This is a genomic window from Enterococcus mundtii, assembly GCF_002813755.1.
Taxonomy (GTDB): domain Bacteria; phylum Bacillota; class Bacilli; order Lactobacillales; family Enterococcaceae; genus Enterococcus_B; species Enterococcus_B mundtii.
In genome coordinates, this window is the sequence record NZ_CP018061.1 from 2,058,793 (window position 1) to 2,074,599 (window position 15,807).

17 protein-coding genes and 2 tRNA genes are annotated in these 15,807 nt (G+C 39.3%); 2 read left to right on the forward strand and 17 right to left on the reverse strand.

Annotated elements, in window-relative coordinates; translation table 11 throughout:
* Positions 1 to 146: 146 nt before the first annotated feature.
* The 4 genes from hpf to EM4838_RS09705 all read right to left on the reverse strand — a co-directional run bounded on the left by hpf (position 147) and on the right by EM4838_RS09705 (position 3,396).
* Entirely contained in the window at positions 147 to 698 is a 552-nt protein-coding gene (gene hpf / locus EM4838_RS09685) for a ribosome hibernation-promoting factor, HPF/YfiA family (RefSeq protein WP_010734910.1), read from the reverse strand.
* A 136-nt stretch (positions 699 to 834) separates the two neighbouring features.
* A complete protein-coding gene (locus EM4838_RS09690; protein ID WP_071866754.1) occupies positions 835 to 1,536 on the reverse strand; it encodes a ComF family protein in 702 nt (233 codons plus the stop codon).
* Entirely contained in the window at positions 1,517 to 2,842 is a 1,326-nt protein-coding gene (locus EM4838_RS09695) for a DEAD/DEAH box helicase (RefSeq protein ID WP_071866753.1), read from the reverse strand. The genes EM4838_RS09690 and EM4838_RS09695 overlap by 20 nt, the downstream gene beginning before the upstream one ends.
* Before the next feature lie 263 nt (positions 2,843 to 3,105).
* Positions 3,106 to 3,396: a DUF7662 domain-containing protein gene (locus EM4838_RS09705; protein ID WP_010734907.1), complete on the reverse strand. Its 291-nt coding sequence runs from the start codon at positions 3,394 to 3,396 to the stop codon at positions 3,106 to 3,108.
* Positions 3,397 to 3,527: 131 nt separating this feature from the next.
* On the opposite strand from EM4838_RS09705, the gene EM4838_RS09710 reads away from it, so the two are divergent.
* The gene (locus EM4838_RS09710; RefSeq protein WP_071866783.1) at positions 3,528 to 4,172 is read left to right on the forward strand and encodes a YigZ family protein; all 645 of its coding nucleotides are present in this window, start codon (positions 3,528 to 3,530) and stop codon (positions 4,170 to 4,172) included.
* A gap of 83 nt (positions 4,173 to 4,255) precedes the next feature.
* On the opposite strand, the gene EM4838_RS09715 is transcribed toward EM4838_RS09710, so the two are convergent.
* Positions 4,256 to 4,963, reverse strand: a complete 708-nt coding sequence (locus tag EM4838_RS09715; RefSeq protein ID WP_010734905.1) for a GntR family transcriptional regulator — start codon at positions 4,961 to 4,963, stop codon at positions 4,256 to 4,258.
* A gap of 238 nt (positions 4,964 to 5,201) precedes the next feature.
* Positions 5,202 to 9,431, reverse strand: a complete 4,230-nt coding sequence (locus EM4838_RS09720) for a 2-hydroxyacyl-CoA dehydratase (protein ID WP_071866751.1) — start codon at positions 9,429 to 9,431, stop codon at positions 5,202 to 5,204.
* Between the two features lie 173 nt (positions 9,432 to 9,604).
* On the opposite strand from EM4838_RS09720, the gene EM4838_RS09725 reads away from it, so the two are divergent.
* Entirely contained in the window at positions 9,605 to 10,213 is a 609-nt protein-coding gene (locus EM4838_RS09725; protein WP_081355916.1) for a TetR/AcrR family transcriptional regulator, read from the forward strand.
* 52 nt (positions 10,214 to 10,265) lie between these two features.
* Here EM4838_RS09725 and EM4838_RS16610 read toward each other — a convergent pair whose 3' ends face one another.
* The 11 genes from EM4838_RS16610 to EM4838_RS09775 form a co-directional block, all read right to left on the reverse strand.
* Positions 10,266 to 10,436 (reverse strand): hypothetical protein, encoded by a 171-nt coding sequence (locus tag EM4838_RS16610; RefSeq protein WP_010734900.1) that lies wholly within the window; start codon positions 10,434 to 10,436, stop codon positions 10,266 to 10,268.
* Positions 10,437 to 10,553: 117 nt separating this feature from the next.
* Positions 10,554 to 10,625 (reverse strand) — tRNA-Gln (locus EM4838_RS09730).
* Between the two features lie 6 nt (positions 10,626 to 10,631).
* Positions 10,632 to 10,712 (reverse strand) — tRNA-Tyr (locus tag EM4838_RS09735).
* Between the two features lie 87 nt (positions 10,713 to 10,799).
* Entirely contained in the window at positions 10,800 to 11,033 is a 234-nt protein-coding gene (locus tag EM4838_RS09740; protein WP_071866749.1) for a DUF2969 domain-containing protein, read from the reverse strand.
* Positions 11,034 to 11,107: 74 nt separating this feature from the next.
* The gene (locus EM4838_RS09745) at positions 11,108 to 11,992 is read right to left on the reverse strand and encodes an ROK family protein (protein WP_071866748.1); all 885 of its coding nucleotides are present in this window, start codon (positions 11,990 to 11,992) and stop codon (positions 11,108 to 11,110) included.
* A gap of 65 nt (positions 11,993 to 12,057) precedes the next feature.
* Positions 12,058 to 12,507, reverse strand: a complete 450-nt coding sequence (locus EM4838_RS09750; RefSeq protein WP_071866747.1) for a GNAT family N-acetyltransferase — start codon at positions 12,505 to 12,507, stop codon at positions 12,058 to 12,060.
* A gap of 32 nt (positions 12,508 to 12,539) precedes the next feature.
* The gene (yidD, locus tag EM4838_RS09755; protein ID WP_071866746.1) at positions 12,540 to 12,815 is read right to left on the reverse strand and encodes a membrane protein insertion efficiency factor YidD; all 276 of its coding nucleotides are present in this window, start codon (positions 12,813 to 12,815) and stop codon (positions 12,540 to 12,542) included.
* Positions 12,816 to 13,028: 213 nt separating this feature from the next.
* On the reverse strand, positions 13,029 to 13,205 hold the full coding sequence (locus tag EM4838_RS09760; RefSeq protein ID WP_010734895.1) for a DNA-directed RNA polymerase subunit beta: 177 nt from the start codon (positions 13,203 to 13,205) through the stop codon (positions 13,029 to 13,031).
* A 14-nt stretch (positions 13,206 to 13,219) separates the two neighbouring features.
* Positions 13,220 to 14,521, reverse strand: a complete 1,302-nt coding sequence (gene murA, locus EM4838_RS09765) for a UDP-N-acetylglucosamine 1-carboxyvinyltransferase (RefSeq protein ID WP_010734894.1) — start codon at positions 14,519 to 14,521, stop codon at positions 13,220 to 13,222.
* 95 nt (positions 14,522 to 14,616) lie between these two features.
* The gene (locus EM4838_RS09770; RefSeq protein WP_029594144.1) at positions 14,617 to 14,847 is read right to left on the reverse strand and encodes a DUF1146 family protein; all 231 of its coding nucleotides are present in this window, start codon (positions 14,845 to 14,847) and stop codon (positions 14,617 to 14,619) included.
* 536 nt (positions 14,848 to 15,383) lie between these two features.
* Complete coding sequence (locus tag EM4838_RS09775) at positions 15,384 to 15,806, reverse strand: F0F1 ATP synthase subunit epsilon (protein ID WP_010734892.1); 423 nt, start codon at positions 15,804 to 15,806, stop codon at positions 15,384 to 15,386.
* Between the last annotated feature and the right edge of the window lies 1 nt (position 15,807).

Genomic DNA, 15,807 nt, shown 5'->3' on the forward strand with positions numbered 1-15,807 from the left:
TGGATAAATGAAATAACTTAAGTCAATTAAAGTGATATCTTCATAATTATTTCATATTCTTTTTATCTATCCAATCCGAAAAAAAAGCTTGCAGTAGTCATTCGAGACCACTGCAAGTTTTTTTCATGTTATTATTTCGTTATTTATCAATCAGTTTCGATCAATCCATATTTGCCATCTTTACGACGGTAAACAATGCTTGTACCATTCGTTTCTGCATCTTCAAAGATGAAAAAGTTATGGCCTAACATATTCATTTGTAAAACAGCTTCTTCGCTGTCCATTGGTTTCAATGACAAGCGTTTTGTACGAACGATATCTAATTCAGACTCATTTTCTTCTTCGTCTTCATTATTGAACATAACCGCCGCATTTGCTGTATTCAAACCAGTTTCGCGAGATTTACGATTGATTTTTGTTTTGAATTTGCGGATTTGACGTTCCAATTTATCAACAACCAAATCAATACTTGCATATAGATCAGGTGAAGTTTCTTCGGCACGTAATACGAGATAAGGTAATGGAATCGTAACTTCCACTTTTGCTGTTTTTTCAGTATAAACTTTTAAATTCACATGCGCCGTAGCATCGGGAGCATCGCTGAAATAACGTTCTAATTTTCCTACTTTTTTCTCTACGTAGTCACGAATCGCTTCAGTTACTTCGATATTTTCGCCGCGTACATTATATCTAAACATAAAAACTACCCCTTTCATCTACCACAATCAAGAAGGAGAAGGACCACTCTTTCCCTCTTCTTACTTCTATTATATCGAACTCGTAAGCATTTGCAAACTAAATCGCTGTCATTTTACTACTGTTTCTACAAAAAGCTTATCTAGCAAGTGAGAACGTCTGTACTTTATTGGGTGACTGCGCCAAAAGGCAGGACGCTGCATGGAACATCGTTTGGCCAGTCGTATAAACATCATCGATCAGCAAGATATTTTCCCCTTTGATTGTAGGTGTAGATGGCTGATAAACAAATGGTTGGGTCGTAATCAAACGTTGCACTCTTGTTTTCTTGGATTGTGGTATATGGTGTTTTTCTCTGATCAGCAATTCTTGAAAAGGAAGCCCAGCAGCTCTCAATAGTTCACTCACTTGGTTAAATCCTCTTTCGTTGATCCTTTCTGTAGACAATGGAATCGGACAAAAAACAAATGACTTGTATTGTTTTCGCAATTCTTGCAACTCTACACTAAATGTATGTGCCAACAGGATATCCCCCATGAATTTATATTGTTTGAGCCAAGTACGGAACGCTTGATCGTAGCGGAAGAACGCACGATGACAAAAACGATAGTCAGGGTAACGTGCCTGCCAATTCAAGCAATCTCGGCAATAGTCATGTTGATCAATCGCTTGTTTATTCAATACTTTTTGGCAGCCTTCACACTGGTGGCGACTCTTCTGTCGTATTCGTTGAAATAAGAATTGACATTCCTGGCAACATCTCGCTACTTTTTTCAGTCCAAGCAATTCACCGATTGTTATATTTCTGCTAAATATTTTCTTACAATATACGCATTTCATCTCGTTGCTCTTTTCCTTTTTTATTCATTTGTTTGATTTCTTTACACGCTTTTACGATAGCACGCGTCTTTTCTTCATAGAAAAAATAGACCTGACTATTCGTGAATCCTCCCTTTCGATCGGCACGTCCAGCAATTTGGACCAGTGATGATTTGCTGAATACCGGATGGTCGGCGCCTAAAACAATGACTGAGATCCGTTCAAAAGTCACCCCACGCTCTAAGATCATCGTGGTCAAAAACACATCGTAGTGTTGCTCTCTCATATTTTGGACTTTGCTACTACGTGCTTCATCTTTTGAAGAGGCGGATGTCATACGACAAGACAATTGTTTTTTTAATTGTTTCTCCAATTGCTCCATTAAAGAGATACTTGGGCAAAACAATAGCACATGGTTTTCTTTGACTAGCTCTTGGATCAAGCGACACAATCGTTGATTCTTTTTTGGGTGCAAACAGCGATTTGCCCACTGATCCCAAAAAAGCAGTTTCGGTTCTGGCAATAATCGCTGATGAAAGCGTAAAGCCAACTGATGAACACTCATAGCTGTTCGGCTTTTTTTCAATAACTGGTCATCGGGTGTCGCACTTAAATATATCAGTTGTCCATTTCTTTGTAGCGCGGTTGCCACTGCATAAGCTAACCCTTGATCCCCAACAAATGGAAAAGCATCCACTTCATCTACTACTAAAAGAGCAAATGCTCGGTAAAAACGATACAACTGATGCGTTGTACAAATCACTAAAGAACCATAGCGATCAGGTCCTTCTGATTTCCCATGAAGCAAGCGGATCGTTTCTTCTGGGAAGACCTGGCTAAGTCGTAGGTATAATTCCTGACAAACATCGATCCTTGGTGAGGCGATAGCAACTCTCCCACCTTTAGCTAAGGTAGCGTGGATACTGGCGTAAAGCATCTCTGTCTTGCCTGAGCCTGTAACTGCCCAAACCAAATGCTCACCCGATCGTTCACATAGATCATCTGAAATTTGCTGTTGTAGTGTTGTTAATTGACCTTCCCAATAGTGATTTACATGACGCTTCTTTCCATTTGGTTGTTCGAATAAGTAGAGCTGTTGCAGGGTATCGCAACGCCCCAAAAACAGACAGTGGGGACAGTAGTAGGTAGACACATTGAGCCTTGCTGATTTCAAAGGGGTAGTTTGACTGCAACGATTGCAATAAAGCTGCTTCTTTTTTACTGTGACTGCATCGACCACTTCATAGTTCAATTTTTTATAAGAATGTTCATTCCCATATACTTCTCTAGTTAATAATCGTCTGCCAAAAAAATCTTCCGCGTGCATGTGTACTTCTCTCCCTTCGCAAAATAGATACGCAAAAAAAGAAATCCTTCATGCAGAATCAATCGGATTGATCCAATTAGAAAATCAGCTAATCAGCGGACGAACGAACGCGATGATTTCAATGGAAAACAAAAAAAGTATGAAACTGAATCCGCGGACCATTTCTTTAACAGAAACTTTCGGACTCAGATCATACTGATATATGTAGCTAGACCTAAAATTGGACTTGAATCGGGAGATTAGATCAACAGCTAGAAAAATAGTTATTCGTCAAACAACCAACTGGATTTGACTAATTGATTGAATACGATAAATTCTTTTTCTAAATTGATGACCACCACTTCATAGCCAGCATTGATCCAGCCATAGGCGCCTTTTTCAGGATGTTTATAGTCGTTCGCCCACCAATCAGTACTTTCTCGTGCAGAACGGGGCAAGGCACTACTTGGAAAAAGCAACTCATCGATTTGAGTAAATGTCAGCGTGATTTGAGAGCCACCATTTGTCTTTAAATAATGAGTGATGGCATCATACTTTTTGACTCGTTCTTTCATGTTACGCACCTCACTTTTCTTTATTATCCCATATTCCCTTCGTTAAGCAACTATTAACATAATTGTCATGCAGAAAAAAATTCTCTATACTTGAAAAGAGACGAGAACAAACAATGAAAGTAGTGAAACAGATGTTAGAACGTTATTACACGATCAAAGAAAATGGTCAAAGTGAGCTTGAAATAAAAAAATCACGTTTTATCTGCTCACTGAAACGAGTAGAAACCGAAGCAGAAGCAAAACAATTTATCCAAGAAACGAAAAAAGAACATTGGAAAGCCAATCATAATTGCAGTGCGTTCGTGATTGGTGAAAAAAATGAGATCCAACGAAGCAGTGATGATGGTGAACCAAGTGGAACTGCCGGTGTACCGATGTTAGAAGTCATCAAAAAAAATGAACTGATCAATGTGGCTGCTGTTGTGACTCGTTATTTCGGCGGGATCAAGTTAGGTGCAGGTGGCTTGATTCGTGCATATGCGCATTCGGTTTCCCACGCATTACAAGAAATCGGCATTGTTGAAGGGACATTACAACAAGAACTATCGATTCATATTGCCTATCCCCAACTAGGAAAAATAGAAAACTTCTTGGCACTTCAGCAGGTGAATGTGAAAGAAATCCGCTATACAGAAAAAGTCATCGTTGTTTGCATGATCAATGAAAAAGAGGTCACTGCGTTCCAAGAAGCTATCATTGAACTTTTGAGCGGTCAAGTGACATTTACTGAAGGAGCTGTTTCTTATTATGAACAACTCATTCAAACAAGAGACTGAGCCGGATCATATCGAAAAGACCAAAGAATAGGAGGCAGTTATGCCGATGACTATTCTCTGGTCTTTTTATTCAATATGAACGATCATCTTTCTAAATAAAACTCAAAACGGTCGCCGACATATTGGGTACGTACGTATTCAAATGGCGTGCCATCTTCAAAGTAAGAAATCTGTCTTAAACGTAAAACGGCATCTCCTCGCTTGACCTCTAAATATTCAGCAATTTTTTCTGAAGCTAAGACTGCTGAAATTGTTTGTTTCGCCGCACCGATCTTGTTCCCTCTTTTTTCTTCGAGTGTTCGATACAGTGACTCCGTAATTTCTGCTTTGCTGTATCCGTCGATGATTTTTTGCGGAATACTCGCAATCTCAAAACAAATAGGGATATCATCAGCAAAACGAATACGTTCCATTCGTAAGATGGTATCATCTTTTTTTAGTTGCAATTTCTCCATTTCACTCGAACTCGGTGACGTGAGAAAATAAGAAATCGTTCGACTGGATGGCACACGATTTTGTGATTCCATGATTTCGGTAAAACTGGTTGCACCAGACATTTTTTCTTGGACCTTTTCTCGTGCCACGTAGGTACCTGATCCAATTTTTCTTTCAAGGATTCCTTCGTCGGCTAGGTTTTGGATCGCTTGTCTTAAAGTCATTCGACTAACATTGAACTTGATGGCTAATTCTCTTTCTGAAGGAAGACGATCTCCGATTTTCCAGACGCCTTGCTCGATTTCACTTTTGATTTGATCGTGAATTTGTATATATACCGGTAATTGATTCGACATAACATCTACCCGTCCTTTCATTTCTATTTTATTATAACTGGTATATACCTAATTCTCAACAAAAAAGAGCCCACCATGCTGTTCATTCCACTGCCTTACCCTCTGACACAATAACCTTTAGAAAGATTCTTTTTTATCTTAGCTCTTGTTCAATGAGTACTTAAAGTAACAAGTATGCCTATTCTTACTCGTAAATGATAAAATCAAAAAGGCTTTCTTGCTAAACTCAACCGACAAATTATGGATTCAATGTTTTCATGGCCGTTGCCATCATCAAACGGATGCGATTCAATTGATTGACTACGGAAGCACCTGGATCATAATCGATTGCAGTAATGTTGGCTTTTGGGTAACGATGACGCAGCTCTTTGAATACCCCTTTTCCAACGACATGATTTGGTAGACAGCCAAATGGTTGCATGCAAACGATATTAGGGACATCATTCTCTAACAATTCAATCATCTCACCGGTTAAAAACCAGCCTTCACCGGTCTGATTGCCAATTGATAGAATCTGGCTTGCTTCATCTGCTAATTGATGAATTGGTGTTATTCCATCAAAACGTTGTGATTTCCTTAAGGCTTTATCCATTGGCTTTACAACATATTCAATCAAGCGGATAAGAAATTGTGCGACCCATTTACTTTTTTTTGAATGACCTAAGTGTTCGTATTTCCAGATTTGGTTGTATATCGAATAATTCATAAACCCCATGATATCAGGAACAACGACTTCAGCGCCTTCTTCTTCTAATAATCGGACGATATCATTATTGGCCGTAGGTGAATACTTGACTAGAATCTCTCCAACAATTCCTACTTTAGGTTTCCTTTGATTCGTTAGCGGAACCGTGTCAAAATCATGGATGATTTTCGCCATATTTCGGTTGAAGTTTGTCAAAGAACCATTTTTGACATTGCGTTCCACTCGTTCAAGCCATTGATGGTGCATTTCATCAATCGCGCCTTTTTCTATCTCATATGGTCGAGTACGGTAAATGACCCGTTCAAAAAGATCACCATATAAAAAAGCAACCGCTAAACGTTTCAATAATGGCAATGTGAACGTAAAACCAGGAGAAGATTCTACCCCTTGATTGCCGAAAGACACAGAAACTACGGGTATCTGTGGGAAGCCAGCTTCATCAAGCGCCTTTCGAAGCAGTGGGATATAATTAGTCGCTCGGCATCCACCTCCCGTTTGGGTCATCATCACACTGGTATGATTTAAGTCATATGTGCCACTTTCCAATGCCTCGACTATTTGCCCGATCGAGATGATTGCTGGATAACACGCGTCATTATTGACGTACTTTAACCCGACATCAATGGCACTTCCACTGTTTCTTGGCAAACAAACAACTTGATATCCTGAGGCTTTTAAAGCAACATCAACTAAACCAGATTGATGGATAGGACTCAACATTGGCAATAACAAGGTATGTGTTTTCTTCATTTCTTTGGTAAAGGTGATTTTATCTGGTGTATGAAATTGTTTCGTTGGGCGAAATTGTTGTTTGGTTCGTGCATTGACTGCCGCTTTTAATGAGCGCAAGCGTATCCTGATAGCACCTAAATTTGCGCCTTCATCGATTTTTAGTACAGTGTATAACTTGCCATATTGCGCCATGATTTCTTCCACTTGATCAGTTGTCACCGCATCGATACCACACCCGAAAGAGTTTAATTGAACTAGTTCTAACTCCTTAGATTTTGCGACGACTCGGGCAGCAGCATATAATCTTGATTGATAGACCCATTGATTCACTACTCGTAATTGCCCCACATCTCCTAGATGAGCGATGCTATCTTCTGTCAACACATGGAAGCCTTCTTGTGTGATTAATTCTGCAATCCCATGGTTGATTTCCGGATCTAGATGGTAAGGTCGACCTGCAAGGACGATGCCACGTTCATTATTCTGATGTAGCATCCTTAAGGTTTCTTCTCCTTTTTGTTGGATCTCTTTTTTAAAATCAGCTAATGCTTCATATCCTTGGTGTAAAGCTTCTTTTATTTGATCTTCTGAAAACCCATAGTCAGAAAATGTTTGGTGTAACGTCTTTGCCACTGATGCTTCGTTCGCTAGATTCAAAAACGGCTGACGGTAATCGATCCGTCCTTCCCGAATCGCATCAACATTGTTTTTAATGACATCTGGATAACTTTGAACGATGGGACAATTAAAATGATTGTCCGCTTGGTTATTCTCTTTCTGCTCAAAGATCACGCCAGGATAAAAAATGCAGGAAACACCAGCATCGATCAGTGACTGGATATGGCCATGCACCAGCTTCGCTGGATAACAGACGGTATCACTTGAAATCGTGTCGATCCCTTGTTCGTAGATTTCCTTACTCGATCGAGGGGATAAGACTACTCGAAAACCTAAAGAACGAAAGAAAGTCTGCCAAAGTGGAAAGTTTTCATACATATTCAATACTCTTGGAATCCCGATTTCACCGTTGACAGCTTCTGTTTTTCGTAATGGGCGGTAACGGAATAATTGCCGAGATTTTTCAGCCACTAAATTGATTTTCTTATCGGCTTTTTTGATTTTGATCTGCGCCCCACGTTCACAACGATTACCAGAAATCAGTTTCCGACCATCAGAAAATAAAGTGACCGTCAACAGGCAATTGTTCTCACACAACCCACAGTGCGTCAGTTCTTTTTCTGTCGTCAGCTGAGACAATTCTTCGAAGGAGAGTAGTTCACTTATTTCCCCTTTTTGATATTCTTCCAGAGCAATCAAAGAAGCGCCATATGCACCCATCAATCCTGAGATAGAAGGACGAACAACTTCTCTTCCACTGATTTTTTCAAATGCTCGCAAGACTGCATCGTTGTAAAAGGTTCCACCTTGACACACGATCTTATTGCCTAGATCTTCTGGTTTTCTGATTTTGATTACTTTGTAGATCGCATTTTTGATCACAGAATAAGATAAACCAGCCGAGATGTCTCCAACAGAAGCACCTTCTTTTTGGACTTGCTTGACCTTTGAATTCATGAAGACCGTACACCTGGAACCTAAGTCCACAGGGTTCTTGGCTGAAATAGCAGCAACCGCAAAATCTTGGATTCCATAACCTAATGACTTAGCAAATGTTTCGATAAATGAACCACAACCTGAAGAACAGGCTTCGTTCAATTGAATCGAGGACAATGCACCGTCCTTGATCGTCATTGCCTTCATGTCTTGTCCGCCAATATCTAAAATAAAATCGACACCTGGTTGAAAAAAATTTGCTGCTTTATAATGCGCCATCGTTTCGACTTCGCCAATATCGATTTTCAACGCACTCTTGATCAACGCTTCACCATAGCCAGTCACTACCGCTTTACCGATAAAGCAGTCTTTGGGCATTTGCTGATACATATTTTTCAATACGTTGATGGTTGTTTCTAAAGGCTGTCCTTCATTGTTTCCATAAAATGAGAATAATAGCTCTCCTGATTGATTGATCAAGGTGACTTTCGTCGTCGTTGAACCAGCATCAATACCTAGAAAAGCCACCCCCTGATGGGTAGCTAGAGCGCATTCTTGCACCTTCGCTTTTTCGTGTCGGCTGCGAAAATCAGCTAACTCTTGATCGTTCTGAAAAAGTGGCGCTAAAGAACGAGAATGATGAAGCAACTCTTGTTCTTGGCTTTCCAATTTCTGGATTAATTCACCGAGTGTCTTTTCCTTTGAAGCTTTTGCGTGATAAGCTGCCCCTAATGCCACGAATAGTTGCGGATTTTCTGGAAAAACCACTTCTTCTGTCGATAAGCCAAGGGTTTCAATAAAGCGTTGGCGCAATTCGGACATAAAGTAAAGTGGGCCACCTAAAAAGGCGACCTTTCCTTTGATCTTTCTTCCTGCTGCTAAACCAGCGATCGTTTGATTGACGACGGCTTGAAAAATACTAGCAGCAATATCGGCTTTCGCCGCTCCTTCGTTGATCAGTGGTTGTACATCCGTTTTAGCGAATACACCACAGCGAGAGGCAATTGGATAAAGCTGTTGATACGCTTTGGCTAGTTCATTCAACCCATTTGCATCGGTTTTCAATAGTGCTGCCATCTGATCAATAAATGCGCCTGTCCCTCCCGCGCAGCTACCGTTCATTCGTTGTTCTAAAGAAGAACCAAAAAAGGTGATTTTGGCATCTTCTCCTCCTAATTCAATCGCTACATCTGTTTCGGGAATCCTTTCTTCGATCGTTTTTGTACATGCAATCACTTCTTGGATAAAAGGCAATTGTAGATGTTCCGCTAATCCCATCCCGCCAGAACCAGTGATTGCAAAAGCAATCGCCTGATCTTGTAAAGTTGTTTTGGCTTCTTCTAATATGTTGATGGTTGCTTTTCTGATATCTGCATAATGTCGTTCGTATTTAGCAAAAAGAGTTTCGCCATGGTTATCAAGAATCACTAATTTGACTGTCGTTGAACCTACATCGATACCTCCGTACATTTTCATCGTCTCGCCACCTTCTTAAAAAGACGCTTTGTTGAACATTGAACAAAGCGTCTGTTATACTACATATATCTATTCTAAAACGATTTAGAGCGATTGCAATAAGCAATAATTGTCAGTTTGTGAGATAAACAACAATCGTGAGCGATTTGTCGACCAAAAGTAAGGAGATTTTTATGATGAAGAAAAACGATCTTCGAGTGAAACGTACCAACAAAATGATTATTGAAGCGTTCTTACGTTTACTAGAAACAAAAAGTATGGAGCGAATCACGATCCAAGAAATCGCCGATGAAGCAATGATCAATCGTGCGACTTTTTATGCACATTTCAAAGACAAACAAGATCTTTATGAGCATTTATTCCATATCGCTATCCAGACATTTACCTCGATCTTAGATTTGGAACCCTTGATGGAAGGTAATAAATTGAAGCTGAAACGGGTCAACCGTGCCTTAACTCAAATTTACCAATTGGTTGCTGAGAACAAAGCTATATTTATTACGACTTTGGACGGCACTTCGATCGAATTTTTCAGGAAAAAATTGAAAATTTTCTTATCTGAAAAATACGCAACTATTTTTGATCGTCTAAAAATCACAGAGAACGAACTAGAAGTACCTATCGATTTTATCACAGAATACATAACTGCCATTTTTACCGGTACTTTACATTGGTGGGTCACCAGCGATACCGAGATGACACCAAAGCAATTAGCTACTTTAGTCATCAAATTAGTGGGAAATGGTCACTTGACCGTCTTAGGGATCGAGATTGAAAAATAACAAAAGCTCTGAAGAACACAAGATTATGTGAACTTCAGAGCTTTTGTTATTCTTAACGATTTTTAGACAACCATTTTTTAGTATGATTCGTTGGACGTTTCGCTTTGATTTGGACAAATTTTTCTGATTTTTTCGGTACATGGATCTCTACATTGTACTTCTCCGATTTGATCATATCGTAAATTTTTTCTGCTGTTTCATCTACTTTTTGTTTCCACTTCATTTGTGCCGCCTCCTTTTTTTCTTCTTATATCTACTCTAGCCTATAATAGCAAAATCAGCAAGAAACAAGGTGTTTTACACAAAAAAAAGAGTGATCTTCAACTGATCACTCTAGGAACTGGGGTAGCTGGATTCGAACCAACGCATGAGGGAGTCAAAGTCCCTTGCCTTACCGCTTGGCTATACCCCAATGAAATGGAGGAGAGTGGATTCGAACCACTGAACCCTAAGGAACGGATTTACAGTCCGTCGCGTTTAGCCACTTCGCTACTCCTCCGAAAGGTTTGTATCAACCTGACTTAGTTATAATACCTAATTTTCCAAGTGATTGCAACCCTTTATTGAAAATTTTTTTGATATTTTTTTATTCGTGTAAATTCCAATGACGAATCACTGTTTCTATCGCATTTTCAAGACTTTTTTCTTTGCCAAAGTCTTCTTCTCCCAAGAAAATCTCAAATTCTTTTGGTCCATACGCTAAAATTTCACCGATCATTTTTTTACCAATAAATAACTGCGTTACATCATATGTGTTCCCTTTGATCGTTTTTTTGATCTCTTCGGTACGCACTTCAATATCTTTATTCTTTTTTGACATTATTTCCCACCTCCTCAATAGTTTATCACATTTAACGGCAGAAAACATTCACTGTGTGTCTTCTATTTGATAATTTATTTTCCTGCTTCTTGTTGCGCTAGATAATTTGCGGCTGCCCCTATCAGGTTCGCATCATTGCGATACTCACACAAGGTGATCAATGGATCAAAATCATTCAACCCAAAATGACTCGTCAATTTTTTCATCCGTTGATTGATTTCTGTCAGTAATCCCTCTTTTGCAGAAATTCCACCACCCAATACGATCACTTCTGGATCAAATGAAAATTGAATACTAAATAACCCTTTTGTTAAATAATCATAAAAAGATTCAACTTCTTCTTGTGCGAGAGGATCGCCATTTTCTGCTAATTCAAAGACTTCTTTTCCACTAAAGGTATTTTTATCTAATCCTTTGCGTTCACAGTATCGCCACGCCATTTGGACTGCCGTTCCTAATGTACTGAATGTATGCTCCCCATTAAGAAACATCAAGCCAAATTCTCCGCCATAAAGATGAGCGCCTTTATTCAATTCACCATTAGTGAACATCGCACCACCCACGCCTGTACCAATCACTACAAAAGCAACATTTTGATAGCCACGAGCAGCACCTTCATAAAACTCAGCCATTCCCGCGCAATTCGCATCATTTTCCATAGCGACTGGCAGACCAAACAATTCCTCTAATTCAGTATAAATATCAAACCCATGGATATAAGGAATCGCGCTGATGCCTTCAATCACTTGTCGTTGGCTATTCACAACACCTGGTGCACTAAAGGCAACCCCATTGATTGCTACTTCTTGTGATAATTGTTGGAATACCGATGATAATTGCGCTTTCATTTCTATCCATGTAGCTGGTGTTGTGAACTGACCTTTATGTGTTAGTGTTTCTAGTTCCCAATAACCATATTTGACAGCTGAACCGCCAAAATCGAATGCTAAAATCCCCATAATTATTTGTTCCTCCTCAATAGTTTTTCAACAATATTTTTATTATAAAACGCTTTCGTTCCATCCTATAATTCTTTGGCTAAGGTTACTTGATCTCTAAGAAGTATCCCCTCTTCATAGATTGGTTCTGCGTAATTATTGATAAAGTAATCCTTTTCTCTCGATACTTCTTTAAAGCCTTTTTTCTGATAAAGATGTAACGCTGGATTCGTAATACTTCCTGTACGGATCAATATTTTTGTTGGTTGTTTGCATTCTTTGCTCAACTCTTCAAGTGCATGATCAATCAGCTTGCCACCGATTCCTCTTCCTTGATGTGCAGCAGCAACAGAAACATTCATGATCTCACATTCCGTTTCTCTGATTACATAAACAAGCACACCGATCACTTCATCATGCTCTTTCCAGATAAACCCATCGCCATTGGTCACATAAGCGATCACTTTGTCTTTATCAGGATCGGCTTCTAATAATAACGCCCATGGTAAGTCACTTTTGTTCAATTGTTGAAACATCGCTTTCTCCTATCTGATAAAAATCAATGACTCTATTTTTTGTATTTTTTATAGTCTGGCATCGATTGATCTTCTTTATTACGCGTCAAACGAAAGTGACGAGGCACATAATCGATACCGCCTTTCACAAATGGATGGCAACGAAAGATGCGTGCTGTTCCCATTAGGGTTCCTTTGAGCGCACCATGTACTTGGATGGCTTGGATCATGTAATTGGAACAAGTTGGATAATACCGACAACTTGGTGGGAACGCAGGTGAAATAAATCGCTGGTATCCGCGAACTAAATAAATCAAAAATTTTTTCATGTTTTCATCTCCATATAAAAAAAGGATTGGTCATACATCCACTTACCATCCCCTATAACCGGATAAACGGTGTTCTAAAAGCAACTCCTACAGAAATAAGCGCCAAAACCCAAAAATATGAAAAGCTATTTTCGGATTTTGGCGCTTATTTCTCGGAGCTGTACGCTTTTGCCACAACCTCTTCTTCTCTTATCTGTTACCTAGTGTACACACTTAACTAAAGAAATCGAAGATATGCAACCATAAGCTCGGTTGAAAGACCTTGAATGGACTTCCACCGCCAATCAAACCATATCCGATCATTGTTCCAATGATGAATAATAGGAGTACAAGTAAAATGACAGCTAAAATTTTTACCAAACTTATCAAAATATAGCGTGGACTCGTCATCTCTCGTCACATCCTTAAGCGATTGTTTGTGGTGTTTTTTCGACTGGTGTTTCTTCTACATTTACACGTTCCACATCTGCACCTAATTGTTGCAATTTAATATGGAAATTATAATAGCCACGATCTAAATATTTTAGGTTACGAACGCGTGTGATTCCATTTGCTTTCAAACCAGCTAATACGAGCGCTGCTGCTGCTCTTAGATCTGTTGCATAGACTTCAGCACCTTGTAATTCGTGATTACCATCCATGATTGCAATGTTGCCATCGATTTTTACATGTGCATTCATTCTGCGCATTTCTTCAAGATGTTGGAAACGGTTCTCAAAGACTGTTTCGGTCACAACACTTGTACCTTCTGCAACCAACTGGATAGCAGTCATTTGTGCTTGCATATCCGTTGGGAAACCAGGATGTGGCATCGTTTTTACATCTGTTGGTAAAATATGTTTTGGTCCGATGACACGAACGCCACCGTCTTCTTCAGTGATCGTTGCACCCATTTCGATCAATTTAGAGATCAATGGACGATTATGCTCAGAAATCGCATCAGCGATCAATAGATTGCCTTCAGTCATCGCTGCTGCTACCATGAAAGTACCGGCTTCGATACGGTCTTGGACGATTGAATGGTTGACTGCATGCAAATGATCAACGCCTTCGATACGCATCGTTTCTGTACCAGCGCCATAAACATTCGCACCCATTTTATTTAAGATATTCGCTAAATCAACGATTTCAGGTTCACGTGCGACGTTTTCAATGATCGTCGTGCCTTTTGCTTTGACAGCAGCCATCATGATGTTTTGTGTCGCACCAACACTTGGAAAATCTAAATAGATCGTATTTCCGATCAGTTGATCGGCGATTGCTTCGATATAACCATTCTTTTGAATGATTTTTGCACCCAAGGCTTGAAAACCTTTTAGGTGTAAATCGATCGGACGTTTTCCAATCGCACATCCACCAGGCATTGCAACTTTTGCATGACCATTTCTAGCCAATAATGGTCCCATCACAACGATTGACGCACGCATTTGGCTTACGTATTCATAAGGTGCTTCAATTTCTAATTCTCTCGATGCATCAAGTGTCACACGATTATTCTCTTCATCAAACGCTACATCTACGTTCAAATGACGGATCACTTGATTCATAGTGAACACGTCAGAAAGAATTGGCACATTATCTAAAACGGTCGTTCCTTCTTCAGCCAATAAACTTGCGGCTAAAATCGGCAATACCGCATTCTTTGCTCCTTCGATCTTTACTGTTCCTTTTAATTGATTGCCACCTTTTACGATGATCTCTTCCATGTTGTTCCCCCCAAAAAAATCCGTTGAGTATACATTCGCTCAAAATCTTTTTTATTATATCACTTCTTGTTTTAAAATAGTACCTTTTTTTAAAATTATAGGCTGACGAAAAGATTTCGACATAGCGCAATGATCTCTAAGAAAAAACTGCTCGCTGTATACCCTAAAAAAATTGAAAAAAGGACAATTGCCATTCTAATTTGTGTCGTATGCATTGAACGAAAAAAAGCGTCAACGCGTAAAGAACGCAAAGACCAAAAGGCTAAGTAAATAAATGCCAAATGACTAACGATCCGAATGATTGCATCAATACCATATACTTGCATCATTACGCCCTTTCTAACAAATGTTTTTGATAACTAACACACTGATGATACCATAAATTTTATAAAAGTAGAAATTATTGGTTGTAAAAATGATAAATCTCTGTAATTTTCTTGACAAACTCTGAAAAATGGATGAAAAATATCATTTCTTTCCACTAAAAAAATAATTTTTATTCTGACATCGAATGAATATTAATGAAGAGACGCTTCGTTAACGGAAAAAATCTCAAACGTTTTAACATAGTATACTAAATCTGTGACCGTATACGTTAAAGGGTACGCTTAGTTGAAGAATCTCATTTTAGCTTCACTTGGTTATTCTGACAGAGGTTGTGACAGAAGCGATCAGCACTGAATTGTTGCTTCTGGAACACCGTTTATTCGATGACCTACCGTATCATCACTGTTGACCGTTTATAAAAAAAAGAGATCAGGAAACACACGTGGCTGCATTAGCACCCATAAGTGTTTGTCCTGATCTCTTCTTTTTGGAGTGGTTCTCCCTCCATAATTCAATTACTTGTTAATTATAGTAATCACTTATGTTTTGATACATTGATACGGTTCACTGCTCGGTGTAACGCAACAGTTGCCCGTTTCAGTTCATTCTTATCTTCTTTTTGTTTGGCTTCTTCGATTTGGCGTTCAGCACGTTGTTTTGCACGTTCTGCTCGAGTGACGTCGATATCTCGTTCACGTTCCGCACTATCTGCGACAATTGAAACTAAGTTATCGCGAACTTCCATGATGCCGCCGTTCACAGCGATCCAGTCAACGTGTGTATCTGAATCTGTCCGCTTCACACGAACTTCATCGATTGTTAAAGGCACGATGATGGGTGCATGCTGTGGTAAAATACCAAGTTCGCCAGCAGTAGTTCGTGCAACAACGATTGCCGCATGGTGATCATAAACTAAACCATCGGGAGTAACCACATTTACAGTTAAATATTGATCCATG

Bases quoted from the DNA above. Each gene is read 5' to 3' on its own strand.
- EM4838_RS09745 (WP_071866748.1), bottom strand. From the start codon at position 11,992: ATGGGGATTTTAGCATTCGATTTTGGCGGTTCAGCTGTCAAATATGGT.
- EM4838_RS09690 (WP_071866754.1), bottom strand. From the start codon at position 1,536: ATGAAATGCGTATATTGTAAGAAAATATTTAGCAGAAATATAACAATC.
- EM4838_RS16610 (WP_010734900.1), bottom strand. From the start codon at position 10,436: ATGAAGTGGAAACAAAAAGTAGATGAAACAGCAGAAAAAATTTACGAT.
- EM4838_RS09760 (WP_010734895.1), bottom strand. From the start codon at position 13,205: ATGACGAGTCCACGCTATATTTTGATAAGTTTGGTAAAAATTTTAGCT.
- EM4838_RS09750 (WP_071866747.1), bottom strand. From the start codon at position 12,507: ATGTTTCAACAATTGAACAAAAGTGACTTACCATGGGCGTTATTATTA.
- murA (WP_010734894.1), bottom strand. From the start codon at position 14,521: ATGGAAGAGATCATCGTAAAAGGTGGCAATCAATTAAAAGGAACAGTA.
- EM4838_RS09695 (WP_071866753.1), bottom strand. From the start codon at position 2,842: ATGCACGCGGAAGATTTTTTTGGCAGACGATTATTAACTAGAGAAGTA.
- EM4838_RS09725 (WP_081355916.1), top strand. From the start codon at position 9,605: ATGATGAAGAAAAACGATCTTCGAGTGAAACGTACCAACAAAATGATT.
- EM4838_RS09705 (WP_010734907.1), bottom strand. From the start codon at position 3,396: ATGAAAGAACGAGTCAAAAAGTATGATGCCATCACTCATTATTTAAAG.
- hpf (WP_010734910.1), bottom strand. From the start codon at position 698: ATGTTTAGATATAATGTACGCGGCGAAAATATCGAAGTAACTGAAGCG.
- yidD (WP_071866746.1), bottom strand. From the start codon at position 12,815: ATGAAAAAATTTTTGATTTATTTAGTTCGCGGATACCAGCGATTTATT.
- EM4838_RS09715 (WP_010734905.1), bottom strand. From the start codon at position 4,963: ATGTCGAATCAATTACCGGTATATATACAAATTCACGATCAAATCAAA.
- EM4838_RS09775 (WP_010734892.1), bottom strand. From the start codon at position 15,806: ATGGATCAATATTTAACTGTAAATGTGGTTACTCCCGATGGTTTAGTT.
- EM4838_RS09720 (WP_071866751.1), bottom strand. From the start codon at position 9,431: ATGAAAATGTACGGAGGTATCGATGTAGGTTCAACGACAGTCAAATTA.
- EM4838_RS09740 (WP_071866749.1), bottom strand. From the start codon at position 11,033: ATGTCAAAAAAGAATAAAGATATTGAAGTGCGTACCGAAGAGATCAAA.
- EM4838_RS09710 (WP_071866783.1), top strand. From the start codon at position 3,528: ATGTTAGAACGTTATTACACGATCAAAGAAAATGGTCAAAGTGAGCTT.
- EM4838_RS09770 (WP_029594144.1), bottom strand. From the start codon at position 14,847: ATGCAAGTATATGGTATTGATGCAATCATTCGGATCGTTAGTCATTTG.